At 68.9% G+C, this 21056-nt stretch carries 22 protein-coding genes; 14 read left to right on the top strand and 8 right to left on the bottom strand.

Annotated elements, in window-relative coordinates; translation table 11 throughout:
- The first annotated feature begins 34 nt into the window (after nt 1-34).
- A complete protein-coding gene (locus AKG07_RS11795) occupies nt 35-3862 on the top strand; it encodes a carbohydrate-binding protein (protein ID WP_053098110.1) in 3828 nt (1275 codons plus the stop codon).
- Nucleotides 3863-3960: 98 nt separating this feature from the next.
- On the opposite strand, the gene AKG07_RS11790 is transcribed toward AKG07_RS11795, so the two are convergent.
- From AKG07_RS11790 to AKG07_RS11775, 4 genes are all read right to left on the bottom strand, one after another.
- Nucleotides 3961-5052, bottom strand: coding sequence for a LacI family DNA-binding transcriptional regulator (locus tag AKG07_RS11790; protein WP_053098109.1), 1092 nt, complete (start codon nt 5050-5052; stop codon nt 3961-3963).
- A 272-nt stretch (nt 5053-5324) separates the two neighbouring features.
- Nucleotides 5325-7130 carry a sigma-70 family RNA polymerase sigma factor gene (locus AKG07_RS18200; protein WP_053098108.1) on the bottom strand — a complete coding sequence of 602 codons (1806 nt, stop codon included), beginning with the start codon at nt 7128-7130 and terminating at the stop codon, nt 5325-5327.
- 171 nt (nt 7131-7301) lie between these two features.
- Nucleotides 7302-7526 (bottom strand): hypothetical protein, encoded by a 225-nt coding sequence (locus AKG07_RS11780; protein ID WP_053098107.1) that lies wholly within the window; start codon nt 7524-7526, stop codon nt 7302-7304.
- Nucleotides 7513-8895 carry an APC family permease gene (locus AKG07_RS11775; protein ID WP_053098106.1) on the bottom strand — a complete coding sequence of 461 codons (1383 nt, stop codon included), beginning with the start codon at nt 8893-8895 and terminating at the stop codon, nt 7513-7515. The genes AKG07_RS11780 and AKG07_RS11775 overlap by 14 nt, the downstream gene beginning before the upstream one ends.
- A gap of 211 nt (nt 8896-9106) precedes the next feature.
- On the opposite strand from AKG07_RS11775, the gene AKG07_RS11770 reads away from it, so the two are divergent.
- Both AKG07_RS11770 and AKG07_RS11765 read left to right on the top strand, forming a co-directional pair.
- Nucleotides 9107-9751, top strand: coding sequence for an MIP/aquaporin family protein (locus tag AKG07_RS11770; protein WP_053098105.1), 645 nt, complete (start codon nt 9107-9109; stop codon nt 9749-9751).
- Between the two features lie 120 nt (nt 9752-9871).
- A complete protein-coding gene (locus AKG07_RS11765; RefSeq protein ID WP_053098104.1) occupies nt 9872-10543 on the top strand; it encodes a GOLPH3/VPS74 family protein in 672 nt (223 codons plus the stop codon).
- A 6-nt stretch (nt 10544-10549) separates the two neighbouring features.
- Here the strand turns inward: AKG07_RS11765 and AKG07_RS11760 are convergent, their stop codons facing one another.
- Complete coding sequence (locus AKG07_RS11760) at nt 10550-11299, bottom strand: DeoR/GlpR family DNA-binding transcription regulator (protein WP_053099290.1); 750 nt, start codon at nt 11297-11299, stop codon at nt 10550-10552.
- A 67-nt stretch (nt 11300-11366) separates the two neighbouring features.
- Between AKG07_RS11760 and AKG07_RS11755 the strand changes: the two genes are divergently transcribed.
- Entirely contained in the window at nt 11367-11738 is a 372-nt protein-coding gene (locus AKG07_RS11755) for a DUF4406 domain-containing protein (RefSeq protein ID WP_171821956.1), read from the top strand.
- Nucleotides 11739-11790: 52 nt separating this feature from the next.
- Nucleotides 11791-12156, top strand: coding sequence for a cupin domain-containing protein (locus AKG07_RS11750; protein ID WP_053098103.1), 366 nt, complete (start codon nt 11791-11793; stop codon nt 12154-12156).
- A 15-nt stretch (nt 12157-12171) separates the two neighbouring features.
- Here AKG07_RS11750 and AKG07_RS11745 read toward each other — a convergent pair whose 3' ends face one another.
- A complete protein-coding gene (locus tag AKG07_RS11745) occupies nt 12172-13074 on the bottom strand; it encodes an SDR family NAD(P)-dependent oxidoreductase (RefSeq protein ID WP_053098102.1) in 903 nt (300 codons plus the stop codon).
- A 10-nt stretch (nt 13075-13084) separates the two neighbouring features.
- Nucleotides 13085-13660, bottom strand: coding sequence for an isochorismatase family protein (locus AKG07_RS11740; protein WP_053098101.1), 576 nt, complete (start codon nt 13658-13660; stop codon nt 13085-13087).
- Nucleotides 13661-13893: 233 nt separating this feature from the next.
- Here AKG07_RS11740 and AKG07_RS11735 point away from each other — a divergent pair, with 233 nt between their 5' ends.
- The 8 genes from AKG07_RS11735 (at nt 13894) to AKG07_RS11700 (ending at nt 17671) form a co-directional block, all read left to right on the top strand.
- Nucleotides 13894-14418 carry an Asp23/Gls24 family envelope stress response protein gene (locus AKG07_RS11735; RefSeq protein ID WP_053099288.1) on the top strand — a complete coding sequence of 175 codons (525 nt, stop codon included), beginning with the start codon at nt 13894-13896 and terminating at the stop codon, nt 14416-14418.
- Nucleotides 14415-14603 carry a DUF2273 domain-containing protein gene (locus AKG07_RS11730; protein ID WP_053098100.1) on the top strand — a complete coding sequence of 63 codons (189 nt, stop codon included), beginning with the start codon at nt 14415-14417 and terminating at the stop codon, nt 14601-14603. Before AKG07_RS11735 ends, AKG07_RS11730 begins: the two co-directional genes overlap by 4 nt.
- The gene (locus tag AKG07_RS11725; RefSeq protein WP_053098099.1) at nt 14603-14998 is read left to right on the top strand and encodes a hypothetical protein; all 396 of its coding nucleotides are present in this window, start codon (nt 14603-14605) and stop codon (nt 14996-14998) included. The genes AKG07_RS11730 and AKG07_RS11725 overlap by 1 nt, the downstream gene beginning before the upstream one ends.
- The gene (locus tag AKG07_RS11720; protein ID WP_053098098.1) at nt 14995-15579 is read left to right on the top strand and encodes a DUF6286 domain-containing protein; all 585 of its coding nucleotides are present in this window, start codon (nt 14995-14997) and stop codon (nt 15577-15579) included. Before AKG07_RS11725 ends, AKG07_RS11720 begins: the two co-directional genes overlap by 4 nt.
- Nucleotides 15576-16190 carry a hypothetical protein gene (locus tag AKG07_RS11715; protein WP_053098097.1) on the top strand — a complete coding sequence of 205 codons (615 nt, stop codon included), beginning with the start codon at nt 15576-15578 and terminating at the stop codon, nt 16188-16190. Before AKG07_RS11720 ends, AKG07_RS11715 begins: the two co-directional genes overlap by 4 nt.
- Before the next feature lie 44 nt (nt 16191-16234).
- Nucleotides 16235-16447, top strand: coding sequence for a hypothetical protein (locus AKG07_RS11710; protein WP_053098096.1), 213 nt, complete (start codon nt 16235-16237; stop codon nt 16445-16447).
- A 99-nt stretch (nt 16448-16546) separates the two neighbouring features.
- Nucleotides 16547-16720, top strand: coding sequence for a CsbD family protein (locus AKG07_RS11705; RefSeq protein ID WP_053098095.1), 174 nt, complete (start codon nt 16547-16549; stop codon nt 16718-16720).
- A gap of 87 nt (nt 16721-16807) precedes the next feature.
- Nucleotides 16808-17671, top strand: a complete 864-nt coding sequence (locus AKG07_RS11700; RefSeq protein ID WP_053098094.1) for a hypothetical protein — start codon at nt 16808-16810, stop codon at nt 17669-17671.
- A gap of 14 nt (nt 17672-17685) precedes the next feature.
- Here AKG07_RS11700 and AKG07_RS11695 read toward each other — a convergent pair whose 3' ends face one another.
- A complete protein-coding gene (locus AKG07_RS11695) occupies nt 17686-18333 on the bottom strand; it encodes a TetR/AcrR family transcriptional regulator (RefSeq protein WP_053098093.1) in 648 nt (215 codons plus the stop codon).
- 150 nt (nt 18334-18483) lie between these two features.
- On the opposite strand from AKG07_RS11695, the gene AKG07_RS11690 reads away from it, so the two are divergent.
- A complete protein-coding gene (locus AKG07_RS11690) occupies nt 18484-21015 on the top strand; it encodes a glycoside hydrolase family 2 TIM barrel-domain containing protein (RefSeq protein WP_233277258.1) in 2532 nt (843 codons plus the stop codon).
- The last annotated feature ends 41 nt before the right edge of the window (nt 21016-21056 follow it).

The following is a 21056-nucleotide window of genomic DNA, read 5'->3' as shown; positions in this document are numbered from 1 at the left end:
GTCACTCGACGGCGCAGTCACGGAAGAGAGATCGATGAAGATCGAACACCGCAGTATCCGACGCACGATCGGCGCTCTGACAGCGGGCGTGATCGCTCTCAGCGGCGCGCTTCTGGTCGCACCGCCCGCCGCCGCAGCATCCGCTGCACCGGCATCCTCGCTTCTCGAAGCCGCCGTGCAGGCGCCGCTGCCCGAGATCGAGCAGACCGTCAGCGATGCCGGGTTCGCGCATCCCGGCATCGGCTTCTCGGCCGACCACCTCGAGAACATGCGCACCCAGGTGCGGGCCGGGGTCGATCCGTGGGCGAGCTACTACGACGCGATGGTGGCGACGCGCTACGCCTCGCGCGACTTCCGCGCCGAGAACGCCCAGCCGGGCACCGACGTCCCGAAGAACGACGCCTACGCGAGCGCTGGCATGAGGTCGATGGCGCTGAAGGACAGCATCGGCGCGATGACCCAGGCGCTCGAGTACGCGGTGACGGGTGACGAGCAGTATCGTGCGAACGCTCTGCACGTGCTGCGCACCTGGAGCAGCCTCGACCCAGCGAAGTACCAATATTTCGGTGACGCGCACATCCACACGGGCGTACCGCTGTACTACATGCTGATCGCGGCCGAAGTGATCCGCAGCACGGAACCCGCGAACGAGAGCCTCGACGGATACGACCTGCGGTGGACGGATGCTGACGAGCAGCGCATCGAGGACAACCTGGTCCGACCGGTGCTCGGCACGTTCCTCTTCTCGAACAACCGGCTGTGGAACCAGCACCTCTACGGCGTGATCGGCATGGTCTCCGCGGCGATCTTCCTCGATGACGCCGAGCTCTACGCCGAGCGCGTGGAGTGGTTCACGGTCAACTCGGAATACGAGAGCGAGCACGATCTGTACGGCGGCAACGTCAACGGATCGCTCGCACAGCTGTTCCGCGAGATCCCGGCCGACGCTCCCGGCAACCCCACGGGCGAGCCGTTCGTGCAGCACATGGAGATGCTGCGCGATCAGGCGCACGGTCAGGGCGACGTCGACATCTTCGTGGCGCTCGCCCGCATCGTCGACGCGCAGGGGACCAGACTCGATCCGGTCACCGGCACCGTGTCGAGTGCGTCGGATGCGGTCTCGCCCTACCGGTTCCTCGATGATCGCATCCTCGACGGTGCCGACACGTTCTATGCCTTCATGATGGGCGAGGAGGTGCCGTACGTTCCGGCGAACGAGGGGGGCGCGATCTCGCAGGCCTACCGTGGCCGACTGCAGGATCCGCTGAGCGAGGCGTACCTGCAGTACCGCTACGTCGCTGACGTCGATGTGGCCGACGCTGCGCCCCATGTCGCCGACCTCTACGAGCAGAGGGACGGCCCGCTCTACTACTACGGCAGTGGCGTGCAGAACTTCTGGAACGATCGCGGCTCGGACTACACTGGCGCCGAGTACTGGGTCGCATTCCCGCAAGAACTCGCCGAGGTCGACGACCCGGTCGCTCCACTCGCTCCGAGCGCCGAGCTGTCGGTCACGACATTCGGCACCCCGCTCGGCGACGGCGCCGAGCGGGAGGCCGATGCCGACGGCACCTCCTTCATCCGTCTCGATGCCGGTGCGGATGACGCGAACCTCGCGATCCGGCGCGCGATATGGGGCGACCGTGCGTCGCAGTCCCTGGTCGGGGTGAAGGTGCGCAGCGACGGCACCGCCCGGCTGCAGGCCTCCCGCACGGCGGACGAGGCCCCGTTCACCGAGGTCGTGATCCCGGACACCGGCGGCGACTGGCGGTACGTGTGGTTCGACCTGGCGCTCGCGGCGGCCCCAGGTGCGGTGGGAGAGAACATCGTCTTCCTTCGCGCGACCGGCTCGGATGCTCGGGTCGACGTGGCGGGGCTCCTGGCTCAGGCGAACGGCGTGCTCACGCCACCGCGGTTCACGGACGCGCCCGCACTCGACGTCGTGCTGGTGGCGGGGGAGCCGTGGACTCGCGGAATCGGGACGACCGATGCCGACGGCGAGACCGTCACCCTCGCACTGCACGACGCGCCCGCCGGTGCGGTGCTGCAGGGCGACGAGCTCAGCTGGTCGCCCGACCAGGCAGGCGATGCCGCGATGACCCTCGCGGCGTCCGACGGGACCACCGTGACCGCGCTGCCCGTGACCGTCACGATCGCCGATGACCGCACGGGGGCGATCGCCGAACTCGTCGCCCGCGTCGGTGAGAGCGCGGAGTACACCTCGGCGAGCTGGGCGCGGATGACCGAGGCGCGAAGCGCCGCGGACGATGGAGTCGCATCGGCGGATGCTGCCGCATTCGGCATCCTTCTCGAAGCGCTCGGCGACGCCGTGTCGAACCTCGTGACGCTCACCCCGGTGCTGCCGGACGGCACGCTCGACTACCGCTCGCTCGTGTCGGCCCCGCCTATCACGGCTGCCCAGTTGACGGCGCTCGCCGACGGCGACAACCAGTCGACCTGGGGTGACCAGCGGGTTCAGAGCATCGTGTTCGACTTCGGTTCGGGTTTCCGTCTCGACGCAGAGCGCTTCGGCCTGCAGGCCAGAGACACCTTCGCCAATCGCGCCGAGGGCACGAACGTCTACGGTTCGAACGACGGCGCCATCTGGACGCTGCTCACCGCGCATCCGAACGTGGGCACGGATGCCACGATCGAGTGGATCGATGTGCGCAGCGACGTGCGCGATTCGACATTCCGGTTCGTGAAGCTCCAGGTCGATGAGCCCGGTGTGCCGTCGGATCCCGCGTATCCGGGAATCTGGAGCATCGCCGAGCTGCGCATCGACGGCGCCAGGAGCGAAGCCGTCGGGTCGATGGATGCGGTCTCGATCGCGTCGTCCGATGCGGTCGCCGGTCGAGTGGTCGCCGGCGACAGCGTCGATGTGACGCTGACCGGACCCGCCGACAACGCGGGCGTCGCGGTCACCGTGCTCGGAGCCCCGGCCGAGGTGACGTCGCCGTCGCCCGGGACCTGGATCGCCAGTGCGACCATCGCCGCGGGCGAGGCGCAGTCGGGCCGAGTCGGATTCACCGTCGACTTCACCACGGCCGACGGTCGTCGCGCCGACACGATCCACGCCACGACCGACGGCTCGGTGCTGTACCTGTCGAGCGACGGCGGACGCATCGACTCGGCATTCCGCGATGCCGCGGTGCTGCGACCCGACGGGGTGGCGGACGCCGCGTGGACCCAGTACACGGCGCGAATGCTCGACGGCGACCCCGCGACGCACTCCGACACCCGACTCAACTCCGGTCTCTACGGCAACGTGTGGGACTTCGGCCCCGACGCGACCGTGTCGTTGTCCGGTGCCGAACTGCTCGTGCGGCAGGACGGCTACGGCACCTCGCGCATCTCGGACATGCGGCTGGAGGGGTCGAACGATCTGACCACGTGGGCGCGTCTCACCCCGTCAGTGCCGGCGAAGACCCTCGATTGGCAGACGTGGTCCGTGGCGGATGACACGGCCTTCCGGTACGTGCGTCTCGTGAACGGCCAGATTCTGAACGTCGCCGAGCTGATCCTGTTCGGAGTCGTGACGACCGCGCCCGCGATCGAGGCGTGGGATCCGGTCGCCGTCTACGACGCCGGCGACGCGGTCTCGCACCAGGGCGCGACCTACACGGCGCAGTGGTGGACGAAGGGCGACGCCCCCGGCAGCTCGGCGACAGGTTCGTGGATGGAGCAGGGAGCGCTCGTTCCGGCGGCCGGCGACGGCGTGCGGGTCTGGACGTCGTCGTACGTCTACGTGGGCGGAGAGGTGATCGCCCACCAAGGGCACGCCTTCCGGGCCCGGTGGTGGACGCGTGACCAGGCGCCAGGCGATGCGAACGGGCCATGGGAGGATCTCGGCGCCTTCTGATCCGTTCTCCGGGGCGGTGCGGCCGGGGTCTCCGGTCGTGCCGCCTCTCCTGACGGGACCGACAGTCGAGAGCGGATGCGGATGTGGCCGCGGTGCGCTCAGTCCGAGCGCACGGGTCCCGTCGATCCGCGGACGATCAGCTCACCGGGCAGCACGACCGGGCCGTCGTAGGCTCCCCCGACGGCGATGCGTCCGGCCAGCTCTCCCACATCGTGGAACGGCGCCCGCACGGTGGTCAGCGAGGGCGTCAGGTCGGCGACCAGCTGCATGTCGTCGAAGCCGACGACCGAGATCCGCTCGGGAATCGCGATGCCTTCTGCGTGTAGCGCCCGGCACACCCCCACCGCCATGATGTCGGTCTGGCACACGATCGCGGTGACGTCAGGGTCGCGGCCGAGCAGGTCGAGAGTGGCCGCGGCGGCGTCGTCCGAGGTGTTGCTGCTTCGCACCGCGAGCGCGGGGTCGAACGCGATGCCGGCGTCGTGGAGACCGTCCTGGTAGCCGAGGAAGCGCTGATGCGGAGTGGTCATGTCATCGAGTGAGCCGAGGAACGCGATGCGTCGGTGGCCGAGAGTGACCAGATGCTCGACTCCTGTGCGGACTCCGCCGCGGTGGTCGTAGTCGATCGAGGCGATGTGCGGGTGGTGGGGGAGAGCCGCTCGACCGCACAGGATCAGCTGCGCGCCGACCCGTGCGAGGGTGGCCGAGTATCGTTGCGCCCGCGCCTCGAACTCCTCGGTGGCCGGGGTGGAGCCCACGAGCAGGACGGCAGCCACTCGCTGCTCGCTCAGGGTCTCGATCAGGGCGGCTTCGCGCTCGACGTCCCCGCCGGTCGTGCACATCGTGAAGAGGTGGCCGTTGGCGGTCGCGACGTCTTCGGCGCCGCCGGCCATGGAGGCGAACGTGGGCCCGACCATGATGCTGGACACGAACGCGATGCTGCGCCGCCCGACGCCCATCATCGAGCGAGCGAGACCGTTCACGACATAGCCGAGCTCTTCTGCGGCAGCGAGCACTCTGGCGTGGCTCGCAGACTTGCCTGCGGCGCGGCCGGCCAGCACGCGCGAGGCGGTCGCGCGTGAGACGCCCGCGGCCTGGGCCACTTCGGCGAGAGTCGGGCCGCCACCGCGTTCGGGCCCGGGCGTCGCATTGCGACGTGCGGGCGAGCCGTCATCGATCGTGGTGGTCACACTGGGAATCTATCGCGGCGACCGCGTCGCGGCGCGCAGGCCCGCAACTAGTTCCGGTCTCGCGTTCTCGGTCCCACGGCTGCGAAAGGGAATGCGGGTGGCACTGGGGAGCAGCCCCACCCGCGAGTGCCGCGTCCGTAGGGGAACGCGAGCTCTCGGACACGAAGTCGACTCAGGTCCCCAGGGCCGGCTTCTCGTCCCACTATCGAGACGCTGACGACGCCCGTTCCTGACGCCGCAACCAATATTCCGGTCGGATCCGTGCCCGGACGTCACTTGCCGCCCGGGGTGACGACGACCGCGTAGTCGGCTCCAGGACCGGTGACGCCCGACTCCGCATCGACGTATCGCAGGGTGAGCAGGTGGAATCCGAGATGGATGTCGGGGATGTAGTCGTCGGAGGTCACCTCGTCGATGGCGATGAGGTGGGGCACCACGACGCCGTCGACGGCGACCTGCACCCAGCCGCCCGGGATGCCCTCGAGAGTGATGAGCGCGTCGTCCTGCTCGCCGTCGGCGTCAGCATCCCCCCGCTCGAGGTGGGGGCGGGGCTGATCACCGGAGATGACCGGCACGGGGAATGCGAGGGGGCCGACCGGCTCGCTGAGGTCCACGTCGCCGGAGGGTGAGGTGTGCTGGGCTGTGAGCGTCATGCCCTGCCTCAGCTCGTCTCCCGCGACGGAGAGCGTGAACTCACCGTCGCCGTCGACCGGCGCCTGGGCGAGGACGGATCCGAGCTCGTCGATGACGGCGACCATGCTGCCGGGGATGCCGGTGCCGCTCACCGAGGCCGCGAGGGGACTGCTGGTGTCCCACCCGTCCGGACCGATCGCGAACACGGGCGGGATCTCGACCGGCGGGATCTCGACCGGCGGGGTCGCCACGGGGGGTCTGGTCGCCGGAGGGCCCGCCGCCGGCGGTGCGGCCACCGGGGCGCTCGGCGGCTCCGGAACGGCGCGCACAGGTGTGTCCTGCCGAGTCGTCTCGACGACCGGCTGCACTGGCGGCTCCACCGGAGCAGGAATGAGCGGTGCGACAGGTGGGGGCGTCGGTGACGTGTCGTCGTCCGTCGCGGGTGTGGCACCGGGAGTCGGGGCGATGGGTCGGGCGGCGGGCCCGGACGCCTCACCACGGTCGCCGTCTGCCGCCGGTTGCGACCAGGGGCCGACCATCGCCACGGCGACCGTCGCCGCAAGGGCGACCGCGCTTCCCGCGGCGATCCCGATGGTGAGCACGCGGCGGGTCCGCAGTGCGGCGGACGGTCCGATGACGGAGGCGCTCGCTGCCGCGCCGGGCTCGAGAGCGGCGTAGGCGGCTGCCCCGGCGCTGCCGAGTGCGAGGGGCAGCAGCACGGCCCGCAGCTTCGACGAGGCCGTGTCGATGTCTCGCGCGATGATCGTGCAGCCGGCGCACCTTTCGAGATGGGACTCGAGGCGGGGGCGCTCGTGCCGACTCACCGGGCGTCGAGAGCGGCGCACGAGCCGCCCGCACGCCCAGCGACACTCCTCGGGACGGGAAGGGTCGGCGATGAGCGCATCCAGCCAAGCATGGCGGAATCCGTCGCGAGCGCGGAGAGCCAGCGCAGACACGGCATTCGGAGTCAGTCCCATCAGCGGAGCGATCTCGCGCGGCTTCATGCCCTCGACCTCGAGGTACCAGAGCAGGGTGCGGTGGTTCTCGGGCAGATTCTTGAACGCCGCCGCGAGCATCGTCTTGTCCGACAGCTGCTCGATCGCGTCGGGGGCCTCATCGGGGATCTCCTCGATGAACTCGATCGGGATGTCCTTCTGCTTGCCGCCCCACGTCGCGGCGGCGTTGCGGATGGCGGCGTAGAGATACGCCCGGAAGCCATCGGTCGGTCCGCCGCCGTTCTGCATCGCGCTGAACGTCTTCGTGAAGGCCTCGCTGACGAGGTCGTCAGGGTCGATGGAACGCGTCACGGCGCGGGCCGCGCGGAGCCCCGCCTCGGAATGGCGCTGCCACAGCACGGCGAACGCTCGGGCGTCTCCGCTGCGCGTCGCGTCGGCGAGCTCGGCATCCGACCGCGTGTCGGTGCTCGGATCTGTGGTGATGCTCATGGCGTCCCCCCGATCGTGGTGACGGGGTCCGGGTCACCGACTCCGAGACCGCGGAGGCGGTCTCGGAGTCAGCATACGCTCAGAGCTTGCTTTCGAGGGGCGAGTTGTGATATATCGGAACGCTGAAGTATCGCGGGGGCGATCCCGCGCGAGTTCTCGCCGCCGCTCCGCCTACTGCTCGGGCTCGTCGTCGACCTCGACCCCGGGTCCGGGTCCCGGCCGCACGGCGGCATCGGGGAGGATGTCGATGCGGGTGTTCCCGTCGTGCTCCGAGACCTCGATGCGCGGGGCGGCATCGGCCTCGGTGGCATCAGGGGCCGCGGTCAGCTGGTCGTGGCGCTTCTCCTCGCTCGTCATGGCGTCATCGGCGTCGGGGGTGAGGTCAGGCGTGCTCATCGTTCTCCTTCGTGGTGGTGGATGACGGGGCTCCGTCGTGGTCGCGACGGTCGGAGCGGTTGCGGCCCCAGCGGGCGAGCAGGTACAGCACGGCGCCGACCGCCAGCAGGATCGCGCCGAACAGCCAGACGACCCCTCGCTGCTGGGTGAGCAGCAGGATGCACGAGGCGATGCCCAGCACCGGGATGACCGTCCAGATGCGGAAGTGATCGTGCTCGACGCGGTCACGTCGCAGCACCAGCACCGAGACGTTGACGCTGAGGAAGACGAAGAGCAGCAGCAGCACGACGGTCTCGGCGAGCGTCGCCAGATCGCCGACGAGCGTGAGTCCCATCGCGACGAGGGTCGTGGTGAGGATCGCCACCCACGGGGTCTTTCGATTCGGCAGCACGCGGCCGAGCACGGCGGGCAGCAGGTTCTGCTCGGCCATCCCGTAGGTCAGGCGGCTCACCATGATCATCGTGAGCAGTGCACCGTTCGCCACCGCGATCAGGGCGATCAGGCTGAACAGCCAGGAGGGGATGCTGGCACCCGCGGCCTCGACGACCGACAGCAGCGGTCCGCTCGACTCCTGCAACTCGGACGCCGGCAGTGCGATGGAACTCGCGACCCCCACGAGCACGTACACCGCACCGGCGGTGAAGAGCGCGCCGAAGAGGGCTCGCGGATAGGTGCGCCGCGGATTCTTGACCTCTTCGATCATGTTCGCCGAGGTCTCGAAGCCGACGAAGGAGTAGTAGGCGATCACCGCTCCCGACAGGACCGCCAGGGCGACGGGCGTCCCCTCGGGCGTCTGAGTCAGCCGCGAGGCGTCGCCGCCGCCGCCGACCACGAACATCCCGACCACGACGATCACGATCACGAGACCGCTCAGCTCGATCGCCGTCATCACGAGATTCGCGCCGAGCGACTCACGGATGCCGCGGGCGTTGAGTGCTCCGACGATCGCGAGGAAGACGATCGCGACGGGAATGGTCGGCAGGTCGAAGAACGTGCCGAGGTAGTCGCCGGCGAACGCGATCGCCAGGCCCGCGGCGCTCGTCACGCCGGCCGCGAGCATGCTGAACCCGACCAGGAACGAGACGACGGGGCTGTGGAAGGCGCGCTCCGCGAAGACGGATGCCCCGCCGGCGCGCGGATACTTGGTGACCAGCTCGGCGTACGACCCCGCGGTCAGCAGCGCGAGCAGGAGAGCGAGAAGCAGCGGTGCCCACAGCATCCCGCCGACCTTCTCGGACAGCACACCCATCAGGGCGTAGATGCCGGCGCCGAGCACGTCGCCCAGGATGAAGGCGAACAGCAGGGGGCCGGTGATGGCGCGACGCAGGCGAGTGGGCTCCTCCGGCGTCGTGGCGGTGTCGGAAGTCATCCCGGAACAGTACGGACAAGCGTGCCGATGTGGCGACGGGGTTGACATGCCGTCGCATCGCATTCAGGTATTTCACAGGCGCCAGCGCGGCGTACGCCCGGACTCCGACTGCCGTCGCTAGATTCGGGGGCGTTATCGGAGGGTGCGTCGGCTGGAGTGCGCAGGCGGACGGGGGTCGCCTTCCCTCACCTCTCAGAAAAGAGCACTTCTCATGTCAGGTACTCCCCGAAAGGCGCTCGCCGAAGCGATCGCCACGTTCCTCTTCGTCCTCACGATCATCGCGGCGATCAACAGCGAGAGCCCGCTGACTCCGCTCGCGATCGGCTTCACGCTCGCCGTGCTCGTCTTCTCGACCGGCCACATCTCGGGCGCTCACCTCAACCCGGCGGTCTCCGTCGGCGTCTTCATCCGTGGCGGCCTCAGCGTCGTCGACTTCATCGCCTACCTCGTGGCGCAGTTCGTCGGTGGCGCGCTCGCCGCGCTGGTCAGCTTCGCCGTGTGGCCCGCCGGTGGCGAGGCTCTGGTCGTCGAGGTAGGACCCGCCTTCTTCGTCGAGGCGCTGTTCACGCTGATCCTCGTCTGGGTCGTGCTCAACACCGCGACCTCGAAGGACACCGAGGGCAACTCGTTCTACGGCCTCGCGATCGGGGCGACGGTGTTCGTCGGCGCAGCGACCGTCGGTTCGATCTCGGGCGGCGGCTTCAACCCGGCGGTGGCCCTCGGCCTCTCGGTCGGCGGGTACTTCGACTGGGCCTCGCTGTGGCTCTACATCGTCGCCCCCGTGGTCGGCGCGGTCATCGCGGCTCTGCTCTTCCGCGTGCTCAACGCGGACGATGCCAAGAAGATCGGCGCGTAACCACTCTTCATCGAACGCCGCGTCCTCTCCGGAGGGCGCGGCGTTCGTGCGTGTGGGGGTGTTCCGGAATCATCCGTCCGGGGGATGCCGTCGTGAGGTGGCCCGTCATAGCGTGGATGCATGCTGATCGTCGAGGAACTCCACATGCTGCTTCTCCGGCCTGATGGCCGCGTCGAGAGCGCGGTGAGCGTGAACCGCCTGTACGGCGAGGTCGCGGCCGTGATCGTCGACCTCGCCCTGCACGGACGCATCGCGGTGTCGGACGAGAAGAACCCGGTCGTCGACATCGTGTCGACCGACCCGACGGGCAACCCGATCCTCGATACGACACTGCAGCGCCTCGTGCCGTTGCGCGGCAAGCGGCTGCAGTCGCTCGTGGTGCGCCCCAAGCTCGATCCGCTCGAGATCGTGGTCGAGTCGCTCATCGTGCAGGGCGTGCTCGTCAGAGGGGAGCGCGGATTCTTCGGCTGGGGGTCGGCACGCACTCCCGAATCCGATTCGACGCCCGAGCAGGCGCTGAGGGCGCGGCTCGCCGCGGTGCTCGCCGGAACGGGGGCTCCGACGCAGGCCGACCTGGCGCTGCTTGCGATCCTGCAGAATCTCAACGCGGCGCACGCGATCCTGCGCGAGGAGTCCGGCGGGCTGTCCTCGCGCGACCTCAAGAAGCGGATCGAGCAGCTCACGGCAGGATCGCAGGCAGGGGATGCCGTCGCCAAGGCGGTCAACGATGCGATCACGGCCGCGATGGTGGCGATAATGACGCCGACGATCGTGGCGGCGACCATCACCTGACACCGGTCAGCGCAGCACCGGCATGCCCTCTGCGAGATCGCCGATGACCGGGTTCGCGTCCTGAGGGTCGACCACGAGACCGGTGATGGCGTCGACGTTCAGAACCGGGAAGCGCGAGATGGCGCCGATCTTCTCCTCGCTGCCCAGGACGTAGGTCTGTGCACAGCGTGCGGCGATCGCGCGTTTGGTGGCGGCGTCGTCGAGGTTGCCGGTGGTCAGGCCGTGGACGGGATCGACGCCCGTCACGCCCAGGAAGAACAGGTCTGCGGCGAGATGCTGCACGGCCTCCATAGCGAGGGGGCCGCTCGCGACCATCGAGAAGCGGGCGAGTTCGCCGCCGAGGATCACGACGCGGGCGTCGGAGTGCTCGGCGACGGCGAGGGCGATCGCCGGGCTGGGGGTGATGACGGTCAGGTCGGCGCCGTACGGCAGCATGCGGGCCATCGCGAGCGTCGTGGTTCCGGCATCCAGCACGATCGTCGAGCCCGGCAGGATCAGCTCGACGGCGCGGCGGGCGACCCGCTCCTTGCTCTCGGTGGCCAGCGACGAGCGCTCGTCGACGGGCCGATCGGCCGGCGGAACCGGCAGAGCGCCGCCATAGACGCGGACGAGTTCGCCCGTGTCGGCGAGCTCGCGCAGATCGCGACGGATCGAGTCCTCGGAGACGCCGAGATCGGTGGCGACGTCCTTCGCCACCACGCGACCGTCTCTGCGCAGAATCTCGCGCAGATGATCCTTTCGTTGCGCACTCAGCATCCGAAGCTCCATCCCGTTCATTCACGAAGTTGCACGTTCCTGCACGGTTAACGTTACAGTCTTCTCCATGAACACACCACTGCTGATTCTCATCGCCGGCCCCTACCGCTCCGGCACGGGCGGCGACCCCGCCTTGATCGCCCGCAACCTCGAGGTCCTCGAAGAGGTCGCGGCCCCCATCCACCGTCTCGGCCACGTGCCGATGATCGGCGAATGGGTCGCCCTGCCGATCCTCCGAGGCATGGACGAGACGGATGCCGCCGAGGGCGACGTCATGTACGAGACGGCCCACCGACTGCTGCAGCACTGCGACGCGGTGCTGCGCCTGCCGGGAGACTCCGCTGGCGCCGACAAGGACGTCGAGATCGCGCTCGAGCGCGGGCTGCCCGTGTATCGATCGATCGACGAGATCCCGTCGAGGGATGCCGAAGCCGCCTGAGCGCTGCTCATCGGGAGGGGGCCGTGGCCGGCCGGTGGCTAGGCTCGTGAGCATGACAGACGATGTGCGCAACGTCCACGACGCCCTCTCGGCGATCACCGAGCACTGGCAGCCGCACCGGCTCACCAGCGTCAACGACTACGACGTCAAGGTCGTCAAGCTCCAGGGCGAATTCGTCTGGCACACCCACCCCGACACCGATGAGCTGTTCATGGTGGTGAGCGGCCAGCTCACCATCCAGCTCCGCGACCGTGACGTGATTCTGCACCCGAACGACGTCTTCGTCGTGCCGCGCGGGGTCGAGCACTGCCCGAAGGCGACGGACGAGGTGCACGCGATCCTGTTCGAGCCGAAGGGAACGGTCAACACCGGGGACGCCGGAGGCGACATGACCGCGACACTCCAGGAGCTCGCCTGATCCGCCGTCAGATCGTCAGATCGTGAAGCGCACGCCCGAGAGGTGCTCGGCGACCGACCACAGTTCCGCGCCGACGTCGACCGACCGCACCTGGGCGCTCGCGGCGACCCGCTTCGGCGCCCCGCGGAACTCGAGCAGCCCGCCCGGACCCCAATAATCGCCGCCGGTGGCATCGGCCGCGACGGCAGCATGCACGATCGGCGCGGCCCCGGCATCCTTGCCCTGCACGAGCGGGCGGCTGACCGACGCGAGGGCGCGCGTCAGAGGTGAGACCGCGGCGAGTCCGTCGCGGTGCGCAGTCAGCGGATCGACGGCGTAACCGGGGTGAGCACACAGCGCAGACCGCGCCGTGCCCCGCCACCGGCGGTTCAGCTCGAAGGCGAGGGCCATCAGGGCGGCCTTCGAGCGGCCGTACTGACGCAGCGACGCACCCGTCCACGGCTGAGAGAGCGTGCCGGGGTCGATCTCGGCGAAGCGATGCGCCAGCGATCCGACGGCCACGACCCGAGCGTCGTCGGCGAGCAGACGGTCGAGCTGGGCGACCAGGGCGAAGTGTCCGATCGCGTTGGTGCCGACCATGAGGTCCAGTCCGTCCGCGGTGCGGGCGCTGCGATCCGCCGCCTTGACCCCGGCATTGCAGATCACCGCATCGAGCCGCTCGTCGAGCGATGCCGTCGCCGAGGCGACGCTCGCCAACGACCCGAGATCGACCGGCACGATGTCGAGGTCGGCACCCGGAACCTGCGCGCGGATCGACGACACGGCCACCTGTGCGCGCTTTGCCGACCGGCATCCGAGCAGCACCCTGGCACCCTGCGTGGCCAGGATCTCCGCGCACCAGTATCCGATGCCCGCGTTCGCCCCGGTGACGAGGATCGTGCGGCCGGTGAGGTCGGGGAGCGCGAGCGGCGAGGGCATGTCCTCCAACCTAGGCGGAGACACCCACCCGGTCGGCCGTGCGGACGATCGTCGCGAATCCGCGCGCCGCCAGGATGCTCTCGGTCCGCTGCATGATCTCGTCGCCCGAGACGGCCGCGAGCCCGTCCGTCGCCTCGATCGCCGAGGTCGTCGTCGCATCCGTCACGAACTCCACCGTGAAGCCGAGGTCGGCCGCCATCCGGGCCGTCGTCTCGCAGCACTGCTCGGTGCGGATGCCGCAGACGACCACTCGGCCGACACCGCGGCGCCGGAGCTGATCTTCGAGATCGGTCGATGTGAACGCGTTGACGGTGGTCTTCGTCACGGCGATCTCGTCGCTCTGCGGGTCGAGGTCGGAGACCACCCGGACGAAGCCGTTGGCCGGATCGAAGACTCCTCCGCTGCCCGGCTCGGAGTGCGTGACCCACACGACGGCGTCTCCCGACCGACGCGCGTACGCGACGAGCTGGGAGATGTTGTCGATGACGCCCGGGTTGGCGGTGGCCGCCCACTCGTCGGGTCGCTGGCGGAAGGATTCCTGCGCGTCGATCACGAGCAGGGCGGTGGCGGGGGAGTCGTGGCTCATCCGATCATCCTCGCGGTCCCGGCCCGCGACGGCCAGTGCCTGCACGGCCAGCGACCGCGTGTTCTCTGCCGTCGATCGCCGCTCGGGCGCCGTCTCGCAGATTCTCCCGACGAATCTGTGACGAATCTGTGACGAATCCCGCTCGGCGCTCGTCCTATCTGTGAGCGACCCACACACGCTCCCGGCGAAGCCACCACGGCCCGGCCGGCACATCGTGAGACGAAGGAATGGTCATGGCAACTCAGGATCAGAACACCCCCACCAGCCCCGCCGACAAGGAGCTCGCTCAGACGTCGACCGCACCGAAGCCGGCTGCCTCGGGTTCGCGCGTCGACCGCACGTCGGCATTCTCGACGTCGCGCGTCCCCGCCGACTCGGATGCCGCGGGCAAGACGGTCATCGCCGACGGCGTCGTCGCCAAGGTCGCCGGCATCGCCGCCCGTGAGGTCGCCGGTGTCTACGCGCTCGGCGGTGGCGGAGCACGTGCCTTCGGCGCCATCCGCGACGCGGTCAACGCCACCGACCTGACGCAGGGCGTCAAGGTCGAGGTCGGCGAGACGCAGGCCGCCGCAGACCTGACCATCGTCGTCGAGTACCCCGCCCCGATCCAGGAGGTCGCGAGCAACGTGCGCGCCGCCGTCGCCGGTGCGATCAGCCGCCTGGTCGGTCTCGAGGTCGTCGAGGTCAACGTCGAGGTCAACGACGTGCACGTCCCCGGTGACGACAACCAGGAGAACGAGGAGTCGCGAGTCTCATGACCCCCACCACCACAGGCGCCCTGATCGGCGCACTCCTGGCCCTGGCCGCTCTGCTGTTCGGGTTCTGGGGATTCCTCCTCATGGCCCTGTTCGCCGGCGTCGGAGCAGTCATCGGCCGGATCGCCTCCGGCAAGCTCGACGTCCGCGGTCTCGCCGACGCCTTCACAGGGCGGCGCACCTCCTGATGCGCGTCGACCAGCACCTCGCCGCCGGTGGCGGCCCCGCGCGGGCCGCCACCGCAGAGGCCACCGTCCCTGGGCGCATCGACGTGAAGGAACGCGTCTACCGCACGGTCACCGAGAAGGCGTCCGCAACCCTGATCGGTGTGCCGCGCGGTGACGTGAAGGTCGACGTCGCCGAGCACCCGGGCGGGATCGCCGTGCGCATAGCGACCCCGCTTCCCATCCCCGATCTCGACGACACCGTCGCGATCTCCCAGAGCGTCCCCGTCCTCGACCGAGCTCGTCAGCTGCAGGAGCAGCTGCAGGAGAGTCTCAGTGGTCTTCTCGGACGTGACGTGACCCGCATCACCCTCACCATCACCGGTGCCACCATCCCAGAGAGGAGACGAGTGCGATGAGCACCCCGGTTCTTCGTCGCGTCGTCCGACGCGAGACGCATTCGCCGCGCACCGTCGCGATGTTCGTCGCGGTCATCCTCCTCATCCTCGCCCTCGCCTACATCGGGCTCGAGATCGTGCTGAGCCTCGCGGCGCAGCCCGCTCTCCTGCTGGGTCCCGCCGCGGCGGGCGGATGGCTGGTCGGCCTGCCCACCGCACAGCCGGCCGGACTCGTGATCGCGGGCAGCGTCGTGCTCGCCCTGATCGGCGTCGTGCTCGTCGTGCTGGCCGTCACTCCGGGTCGCCTGTCACGGCACACCCTCGAGGCGGGCGACAGGGCGGTCGTCGTCGACAACGGCGTGATCGCCAGCGCGCTCGCCCAGCACCTCTCGGAGGAGACGGGCCTGGCTCGCGAGAGCATCACCGTCGGAGTCGGCCACCGCAGTGTCGACGTCACCGTGCGCCCCGGCGCCGGCATCCCCCTCGACAAGGGCGCCGTGCAGTCGGCCACGGAGGCAGAGCTGCAGACCTACCGGCTGACCCGCAGCGTCCGCACCCGCGTGCGCATCGAGCGCCCCCACGAGAAGGAAGACGAGCTGTGAACAACACCAACCGTGCGCTGAACCGCACCCTGCTGCTCATCATCGGCCTGCTCTTCCTCGGACTGGGCGCTCTCGGCATCGCCATCATGAGCTGGCCGACCGCCACCGACATCTGGACGTCGGCCGGCACGGACGCCCGCTCATGGCTCGACCAGGCGATCGCCGCCACGGCCATCGCCGGCGGCAGCCTCTCGTGGATCGGCATCGGCGCAGTGGCCGCGATCGTCATCGTGATCGTGCTGCTCATCGTCGCCCTCACCAGCATCTCGGGCCGCCGGTCGAAGACCGCCTTCCGCTCGAGCGGAGCACAGAACCCGCTCGGACGTGTCACGGTCACCGAGTCGTTCGTGTCGGATGCCGTCAAGAACTCCCTCGCGGGGAGCGCGGAGATCCTGTCATCGCAGGTCACCGCGAACGACATCCGTCGAGAGCCGGTGCTGCATGTGGCCGTCACGCCCCGGCAGAACACCGATCCGCGTGAGCTGGTCGACCACATCGACAAGCTGCTCACCAACCTCGCCACCCTGACCGGCCGCGAGAGCGCGACCTTCGTCTCGATCCACACCGGCCTCCGGGCGCGGCTCGCGCACGACCAGCGACGTCTGTCGTGAACCTCGGACCTCGCCCCCACCACCCCAGGAAGCAGGACAGCACCATGCGAAACAAGATCCTCCTCATCGGCGCCATCGCCTTCGTCGCCTACGTCGTGGGCAGTCGGGCAGCGACCGTGCAGGTGAACAAGGGCGAGTCCGTGCGGCACCAGCTGGTGCGCATGTGGAACGACCCGAAGGCGAAGAAGGAACGCGCCAAGGCAGCCAAGAAGGCGGCGAAGGCGGCCGAGAAGGCACTCGACAAGGTCCGCCGCTGACACCCCTCCACAGACTTATCGTCGGTCGCGACACGCAACGGCGATAAGACGACGGGAATCCTCCCGCCGTCACGATCACCCTCACGAAAGGAGCTCCTCATGGGACTCGATGACAAGATCAAGAACGCCGCTCAGGACATCGCCGGCAAGGCGAAGGAAGCGATCGGCAACGCGACCGACAACGACAAGCTCGCCGCCGAAGGCAAGGCCGACCAGGTCAAGGCCGACGCGAAGAAGGCCGGCGAGAACGTTAAGGACGCATTCAAGAAGTAAGACCCCCGGCGCGGGCGGATGGAGCGGTGTCACGCTCCATCCGTCCGTTGCTGTGCGCGGCGAGGATGCCGTGAGACGATGCCGGGGATGGATGCTGCCGCTGATGACGAGCTTCGCGAGCTACGGGCTCGTGCCTACGGTCCGCGTGCTGACATCGCGAGCGACCCGTCCGCGGTCCGCCGACTCGAGGAGCTCGAATCCTCGCGCAGCGCGGCGTCGACCGGGGGCGCGGCGGGATCCCAGGCCGCTGGCGCCGCATCCGTTGCGGCATCCGCCGCCGACTCGGAGCGCGCCGAGCTGCGGGTCGTGCATCCCTCGGCCGATGCATCGCGCGAGAGCGGTGACCTGCTCGACCGACTGGACGACGAGTCCACGTGGGACGAATCGGTCGCACCCGCGGCCCCGCACGGGGTGACCGGGTGGCCGGGGCGCCTGGCGAGGTGGCGAGCACCGCTGTGGGTGGCCTCCGTGGCGGCGTCGGCCGCGCTCGCGGCATCGATCGCCTACGCCTTCGCCGTGGTCCCGCCCGTGTCGTCTTCTGCGGGTGCGCCGCAGATCGAGACGCTCGAGCTCACGAGATCCGGCGTGATCGCGCCCGGGTGGTTCGGCGCGGAGAAGGATGCGGCATCGGCCGAGTTCTCCGGCCTGACGGTCTTCCTGACGCCCGGGTGGTACGCCGACTCGGGAGAGCGTTCGTCGGAGAACGTCTGTCTCAATGTCGTCAGGAACGACCAGCTGCCCGATGTGCGTGACTTCACCGAGACGTCCTGGAGTTTCGAGGGCCAACGGTACGCGGCGTGCGGCGTGGGTGCATTCCCGCCGACCGTCGCGGTGCCGTTCGACTCCGAGACCCCCGACGAGCTCGCCGAGCGCTTCCCGTCAGGCGTGGCGCTGCAGTTCGTGCTCGACGGCGACCATGTCGGAGTCTTCCTCGACAGCGGCGAGGAGTAGATCCCGACGCACCGTCAGTGTGCGGCGGTGTCAGCCTCTCGACGGGCATCCGGGGCGGTCGGGAAAGCGGGGATCACGCTCCGGAGATACGCCCGCAGCACCCGGTCGATGTCCGTGTTGTCGCGGTTATAGAGCCATTGGATCTGCAGTCCGTCCATCAGTGCGAGATAGGTCGACGCAAGGGTGTCGGAGTCCTCGTCCGACCTGAGTTCCCCGTCGCCGCGCACCTCGTCGAACGCGCGGGCGAGATACTGCCGGAGGCGGTCGTACTGCAGGCGATGATGCTCGTGCGCCGGATGCTCGGTCGCCGTGGCATCCGCGCGCAGCAGGCTGTACAGCTGGATGAGGCCTGGGCGGTCGGCGTTCTGGGTCGAGACTTCGAGCACGGCGGCCAGTGAGTCGATCCCTCGGGTGTCGCGGATGCGCTCGGCGTCCTCGTCCTGGCGCTGGTCCAGCACTTCGGTGAGCAGCTCCTCCTTGCTTCGGAAGTGGTGTCCGAGACCGCGGCGGCTGATGCCGGCACGGTCCGCGATGTCATTGAGAGAGGTGGCGAAGTAGCCGACCTGTGCGAAGCCCTGCATCCCCGCCTCGAGGATCCGCTGACGCACGGCTGCGCTCTTCGCGTAGGGACCGCGGCCCCCGTGTGTGGCGTCGTTCGTCATGTCTTCTCCTGACCGCTCCGGTCCTCTCGACGACGTCCCGGGCACCTTCGAGAGTACTTCGAATGAAATTACCCATCTGTGGCGTATTTCGTGCTATCTTCATGAAAACCGCCATACCTGGGTATTTTGGCGGACGTCAAGGAGGATGCTGTGCTGTCAGAGTCGATCGCAAGAGACGATGTCGAGAGTCGTGAGGACCGGCGAGCGTCGACGGGTCGCTTCCTCTTCACCGACGGCTGGGCATATCGCAGCAAAGTGACCGCCTTCCAGGAGCTCGGCGGCAGCTCGGCATCCGAATGGACTTCGGTGCACCTCCCGCATGACGCGCTCATCGCGCAGGAGCGCCGCGCTGACGCGCCGCGAGGAGAGACCAGCGGGTACTTTCCCGGTGGAGCGTTCGAGTATCGGAGGACGCTCGAGGTTGCTGCCGAGCTCGCTGGCCGTCTGATGCGGCTCGAGTTCGACGGCGTGTACCGCGATGCAGCCGTCTACGTAAACGGTCACCTCGCCGGACAGCGGGCGTTCGGCTACTCCCGTTTCTCGGTGCGGATCGACCCGTTCCTGGTCTTCGGGGCCGAGAACGAGATCCGAGTGGAGTGTCGTACCCACCTCGACAGTCGCTGGTATGCAGGAGCGGGCATCTACCGTGATGTGCATCTCGTCGTGAAGGACGCGGTGCACATCGTGCGTGACGAGTTGAGAGTGAGCACGCCGAGTGTCGACACCGACAGCGCTGTGGTCGAGATCGCCGCCGTCGTGGAGAACAGCGGTGCGTTGACGCGGACGTACCGCCTCGAGGTCGACGTCGTCGGGACATCGGGCGAGATCGCCGCAGCGGGAAGCTCTCCCGTGACTCTGCTGCCCGGCAGCCGCGCGACCGTTCGGCGGCGGCTGTTCCTCGAGGATCCGGCGCTGTGGAGCGTCGACGCGCCGAACCTCCACGACGTGCTGATCACGTTGCGCGACCCCGTGGACGAGCGCGTGGTCGACGAGGAGAACGCGGTCGTCGGCATCCGATCACTGCAGCTGGATCCCCGCCATGGCCTCCGCATCAACGGCGAGGTCGTGAAGCTGCGCGGCGCCTGCATCCATCTCGACAACGGCCCGCTCGGCGCGGTGTCGATGCGCGCCGCGGAGGAACGGAAGATCGCCCGCCTGAAAGAGGCGGGGTTCAACGCGATCCGCAGCTCGCACTGCCCGATGAGCACCGCGCTGCTCGAAGCCTGCGACCGACTCGGGATGCTGGTGATGGATGAGACGTTCGACGTCTGGACATCGGCCAAGAGCGACTACGACTACTCGTTCGACTTCCCCGAGTGGTGGGAGCGCGACATCGAGGCGTTGGTCGCGAAGGACTTCAACCACCCGAGCGTGATCTTCTATTCGATCGGCAACGAGATCCCCGAGACCGGAACGCCGATCGGCTCGACCTGGGGTCGCCGACTCGCGGAGAAGGTGCGGTCGCTGGACTCGACGAGATTCGTGACCAACGGCATCAATCCGTTCGTGGCGATGCTCGACACGATCGTGCCGCAGATGAAGGCGCGTCGCGAGGCGAGTGCGCCTGAGACGGCGGGCGGGGTCAACACGATGATGGCGGGGTTCGGCCAGATGATGGGTCATATCCAGTCTTCCGATGCGGCGACCGAGCGCACGGAGGAGTCGTTCGCGGTGCTCGACGCTGCGGGCATGAACTACTCCGACGCCAGATACGTCCAAGACCGCGAGCGCTTCCCTGACCGGATCATCGTGGGCACCGAGACGTGGCCCAGTTCGATCGCCGGCAATTGGGAGCTCGTACAGGCCGACCCGCGAGTCATCGGGGACTTCACCTGGACCGGCTGGGACTACCTGGGCGAGACGGGTCTCGGCACCGTCCGGTACCTGCCTTCCGCCGAGGCGGGCGACACCGCCCCGACATCGGGCTTCTCGGGGGGATTCCCCGAACTCACGGCCTGGTGTGGCGACATCGACATCATCGGCACGCGGCGTCCGGTTTCCTACTTCCGCGAGACGGTCTTCGGCCTGCGGTCTGAACCGTATATCGCCGTCGAACGACCCGCCGTCCACGGTGTCCCGGTCGCGGTGGCAACGCCCTGGTCGTGGACCGATTCGCTGAACAGCTGGTCCTGGGCCGGATTCGAGGGGCGCCCGGTGGAGGTCGAGGTGTACAGCGACGCAGACGAGATCGAGCTCCTGCTCGACGGGGCCGTGATCGGCCGCAGTCGGGTGGGAGACCCCGCGCCGTTTCGTGCCGCCTTCACGACGACGTACAACCCGGGAACGCTCGAAGCGGTCGCGTATACCGACGGAGTCGAGACGGGAAGAAGCATGCTTCGCAGCGCGTCGAGCGATCTGCGGCTCTCGGTCGATGTCGAGCGTGCTGTGCTCCGCCACGACGGCACCGATCTCGGCTTCATCGAGGTGGCACTCACGGATGCGACCGGAGCGGTGCACGCCGCCCGCGATCAGGCCGTGACAGTCACCGTCGAGGGCGCGGCCGTGCTGCAGGCTCTCGGCAGCGGCGCACCGGCAACCCGGGAGACCTTCTCGGCCGACACGCATGACACCTTCGACGGGCGCGCACTCGCCATCATCCGTCCGATCGGCACCGGAGACATCACAGTCACTGTCTCGTCCGAGTTCGCGAATCCAGTGAGCGTCGCCCTGACGGCATCCTGACCGACCCCGCACCTTCACCAGACACCCGCACACACGCCACG

The sequence above is a fragment of the Microbacterium sp. CGR1 genome (genome assembly GCF_001266755.1).
In the GTDB taxonomy this organism is placed as follows: Bacteria; Actinomycetota; Actinomycetes; order Actinomycetales; family Microbacteriaceae; genus Microbacterium.
This window is presented reverse-complemented; position numbering and strand designations above follow the sequence as displayed.

What these genes read in the sequence shown, in the direction of transcription:
- AKG07_RS11795 (WP_053098110.1), top strand. Translation starts at nt 35, where the DNA reads ATGAAGATCGAACACCGCAGTATCCGACGCACGATCGGCGCTCTGACA.
- AKG07_RS18200 (WP_053098108.1), bottom strand. Translation starts at nt 7,130, where the DNA reads ATGAGCATCACCACAGATCCGAGCACCGACACGCGGTCGGATGCCGAG.
- AKG07_RS11780 (WP_053098107.1), bottom strand. Translation starts at nt 7,526, where the DNA reads ATGAGCACGCCTGACCTCACCCCCGACGCCGATGACGCCATGACGAGC.
- AKG07_RS11775 (WP_053098106.1), bottom strand. Translation starts at nt 8,895, where the DNA reads ATGACTTCCGACACCGCCACGACGCCGGAGGAGCCCACTCGCCTGCGT.
- AKG07_RS11770 (WP_053098105.1), top strand. Translation starts at nt 9,107, where the DNA reads ATGTCAGGTACTCCCCGAAAGGCGCTCGCCGAAGCGATCGCCACGTTC.
- AKG07_RS11765 (WP_053098104.1), top strand. Translation starts at nt 9,872, where the DNA reads ATGCTGATCGTCGAGGAACTCCACATGCTGCTTCTCCGGCCTGATGGC.
- AKG07_RS11760 (WP_053099290.1), bottom strand. Translation starts at nt 11,299, where the DNA reads ATGCTGAGTGCGCAACGAAAGGATCATCTGCGCGAGATTCTGCGCAGA.
- AKG07_RS11755 (WP_171821956.1), top strand. Translation starts at nt 11,367, where the DNA reads ATGAACACACCACTGCTGATTCTCATCGCCGGCCCCTACCGCTCCGGC.
- AKG07_RS11750 (WP_053098103.1), top strand. Translation starts at nt 11,791, where the DNA reads ATGACAGACGATGTGCGCAACGTCCACGACGCCCTCTCGGCGATCACC.
- AKG07_RS11745 (WP_053098102.1), bottom strand. Translation starts at nt 13,074, where the DNA reads ATGCCCTCGCCGCTCGCGCTCCCCGACCTCACCGGCCGCACGATCCTC.
- AKG07_RS11740 (WP_053098101.1), bottom strand. Translation starts at nt 13,660, where the DNA reads ATGAGCCACGACTCCCCCGCCACCGCCCTGCTCGTGATCGACGCGCAG.
- AKG07_RS11735 (WP_053099288.1), top strand. Translation starts at nt 13,894, where the DNA reads ATGGCAACTCAGGATCAGAACACCCCCACCAGCCCCGCCGACAAGGAG.
- AKG07_RS11730 (WP_053098100.1), top strand. Translation starts at nt 14,415, where the DNA reads ATGACCCCCACCACCACAGGCGCCCTGATCGGCGCACTCCTGGCCCTG.
- AKG07_RS11725 (WP_053098099.1), top strand. Translation starts at nt 14,603, where the DNA reads ATGCGCGTCGACCAGCACCTCGCCGCCGGTGGCGGCCCCGCGCGGGCC.
- AKG07_RS11720 (WP_053098098.1), top strand. Translation starts at nt 14,995, where the DNA reads ATGAGCACCCCGGTTCTTCGTCGCGTCGTCCGACGCGAGACGCATTCG.
- AKG07_RS11710 (WP_053098096.1), top strand. Translation starts at nt 16,235, where the DNA reads ATGCGAAACAAGATCCTCCTCATCGGCGCCATCGCCTTCGTCGCCTAC.
- AKG07_RS11705 (WP_053098095.1), top strand. Translation starts at nt 16,547, where the DNA reads ATGGGACTCGATGACAAGATCAAGAACGCCGCTCAGGACATCGCCGGC.
- AKG07_RS11700 (WP_053098094.1), top strand. Translation starts at nt 16,808, where the DNA reads ATGGATGCTGCCGCTGATGACGAGCTTCGCGAGCTACGGGCTCGTGCC.
- AKG07_RS11695 (WP_053098093.1), bottom strand. Translation starts at nt 18,333, where the DNA reads ATGACGAACGACGCCACACACGGGGGCCGCGGTCCCTACGCGAAGAGC.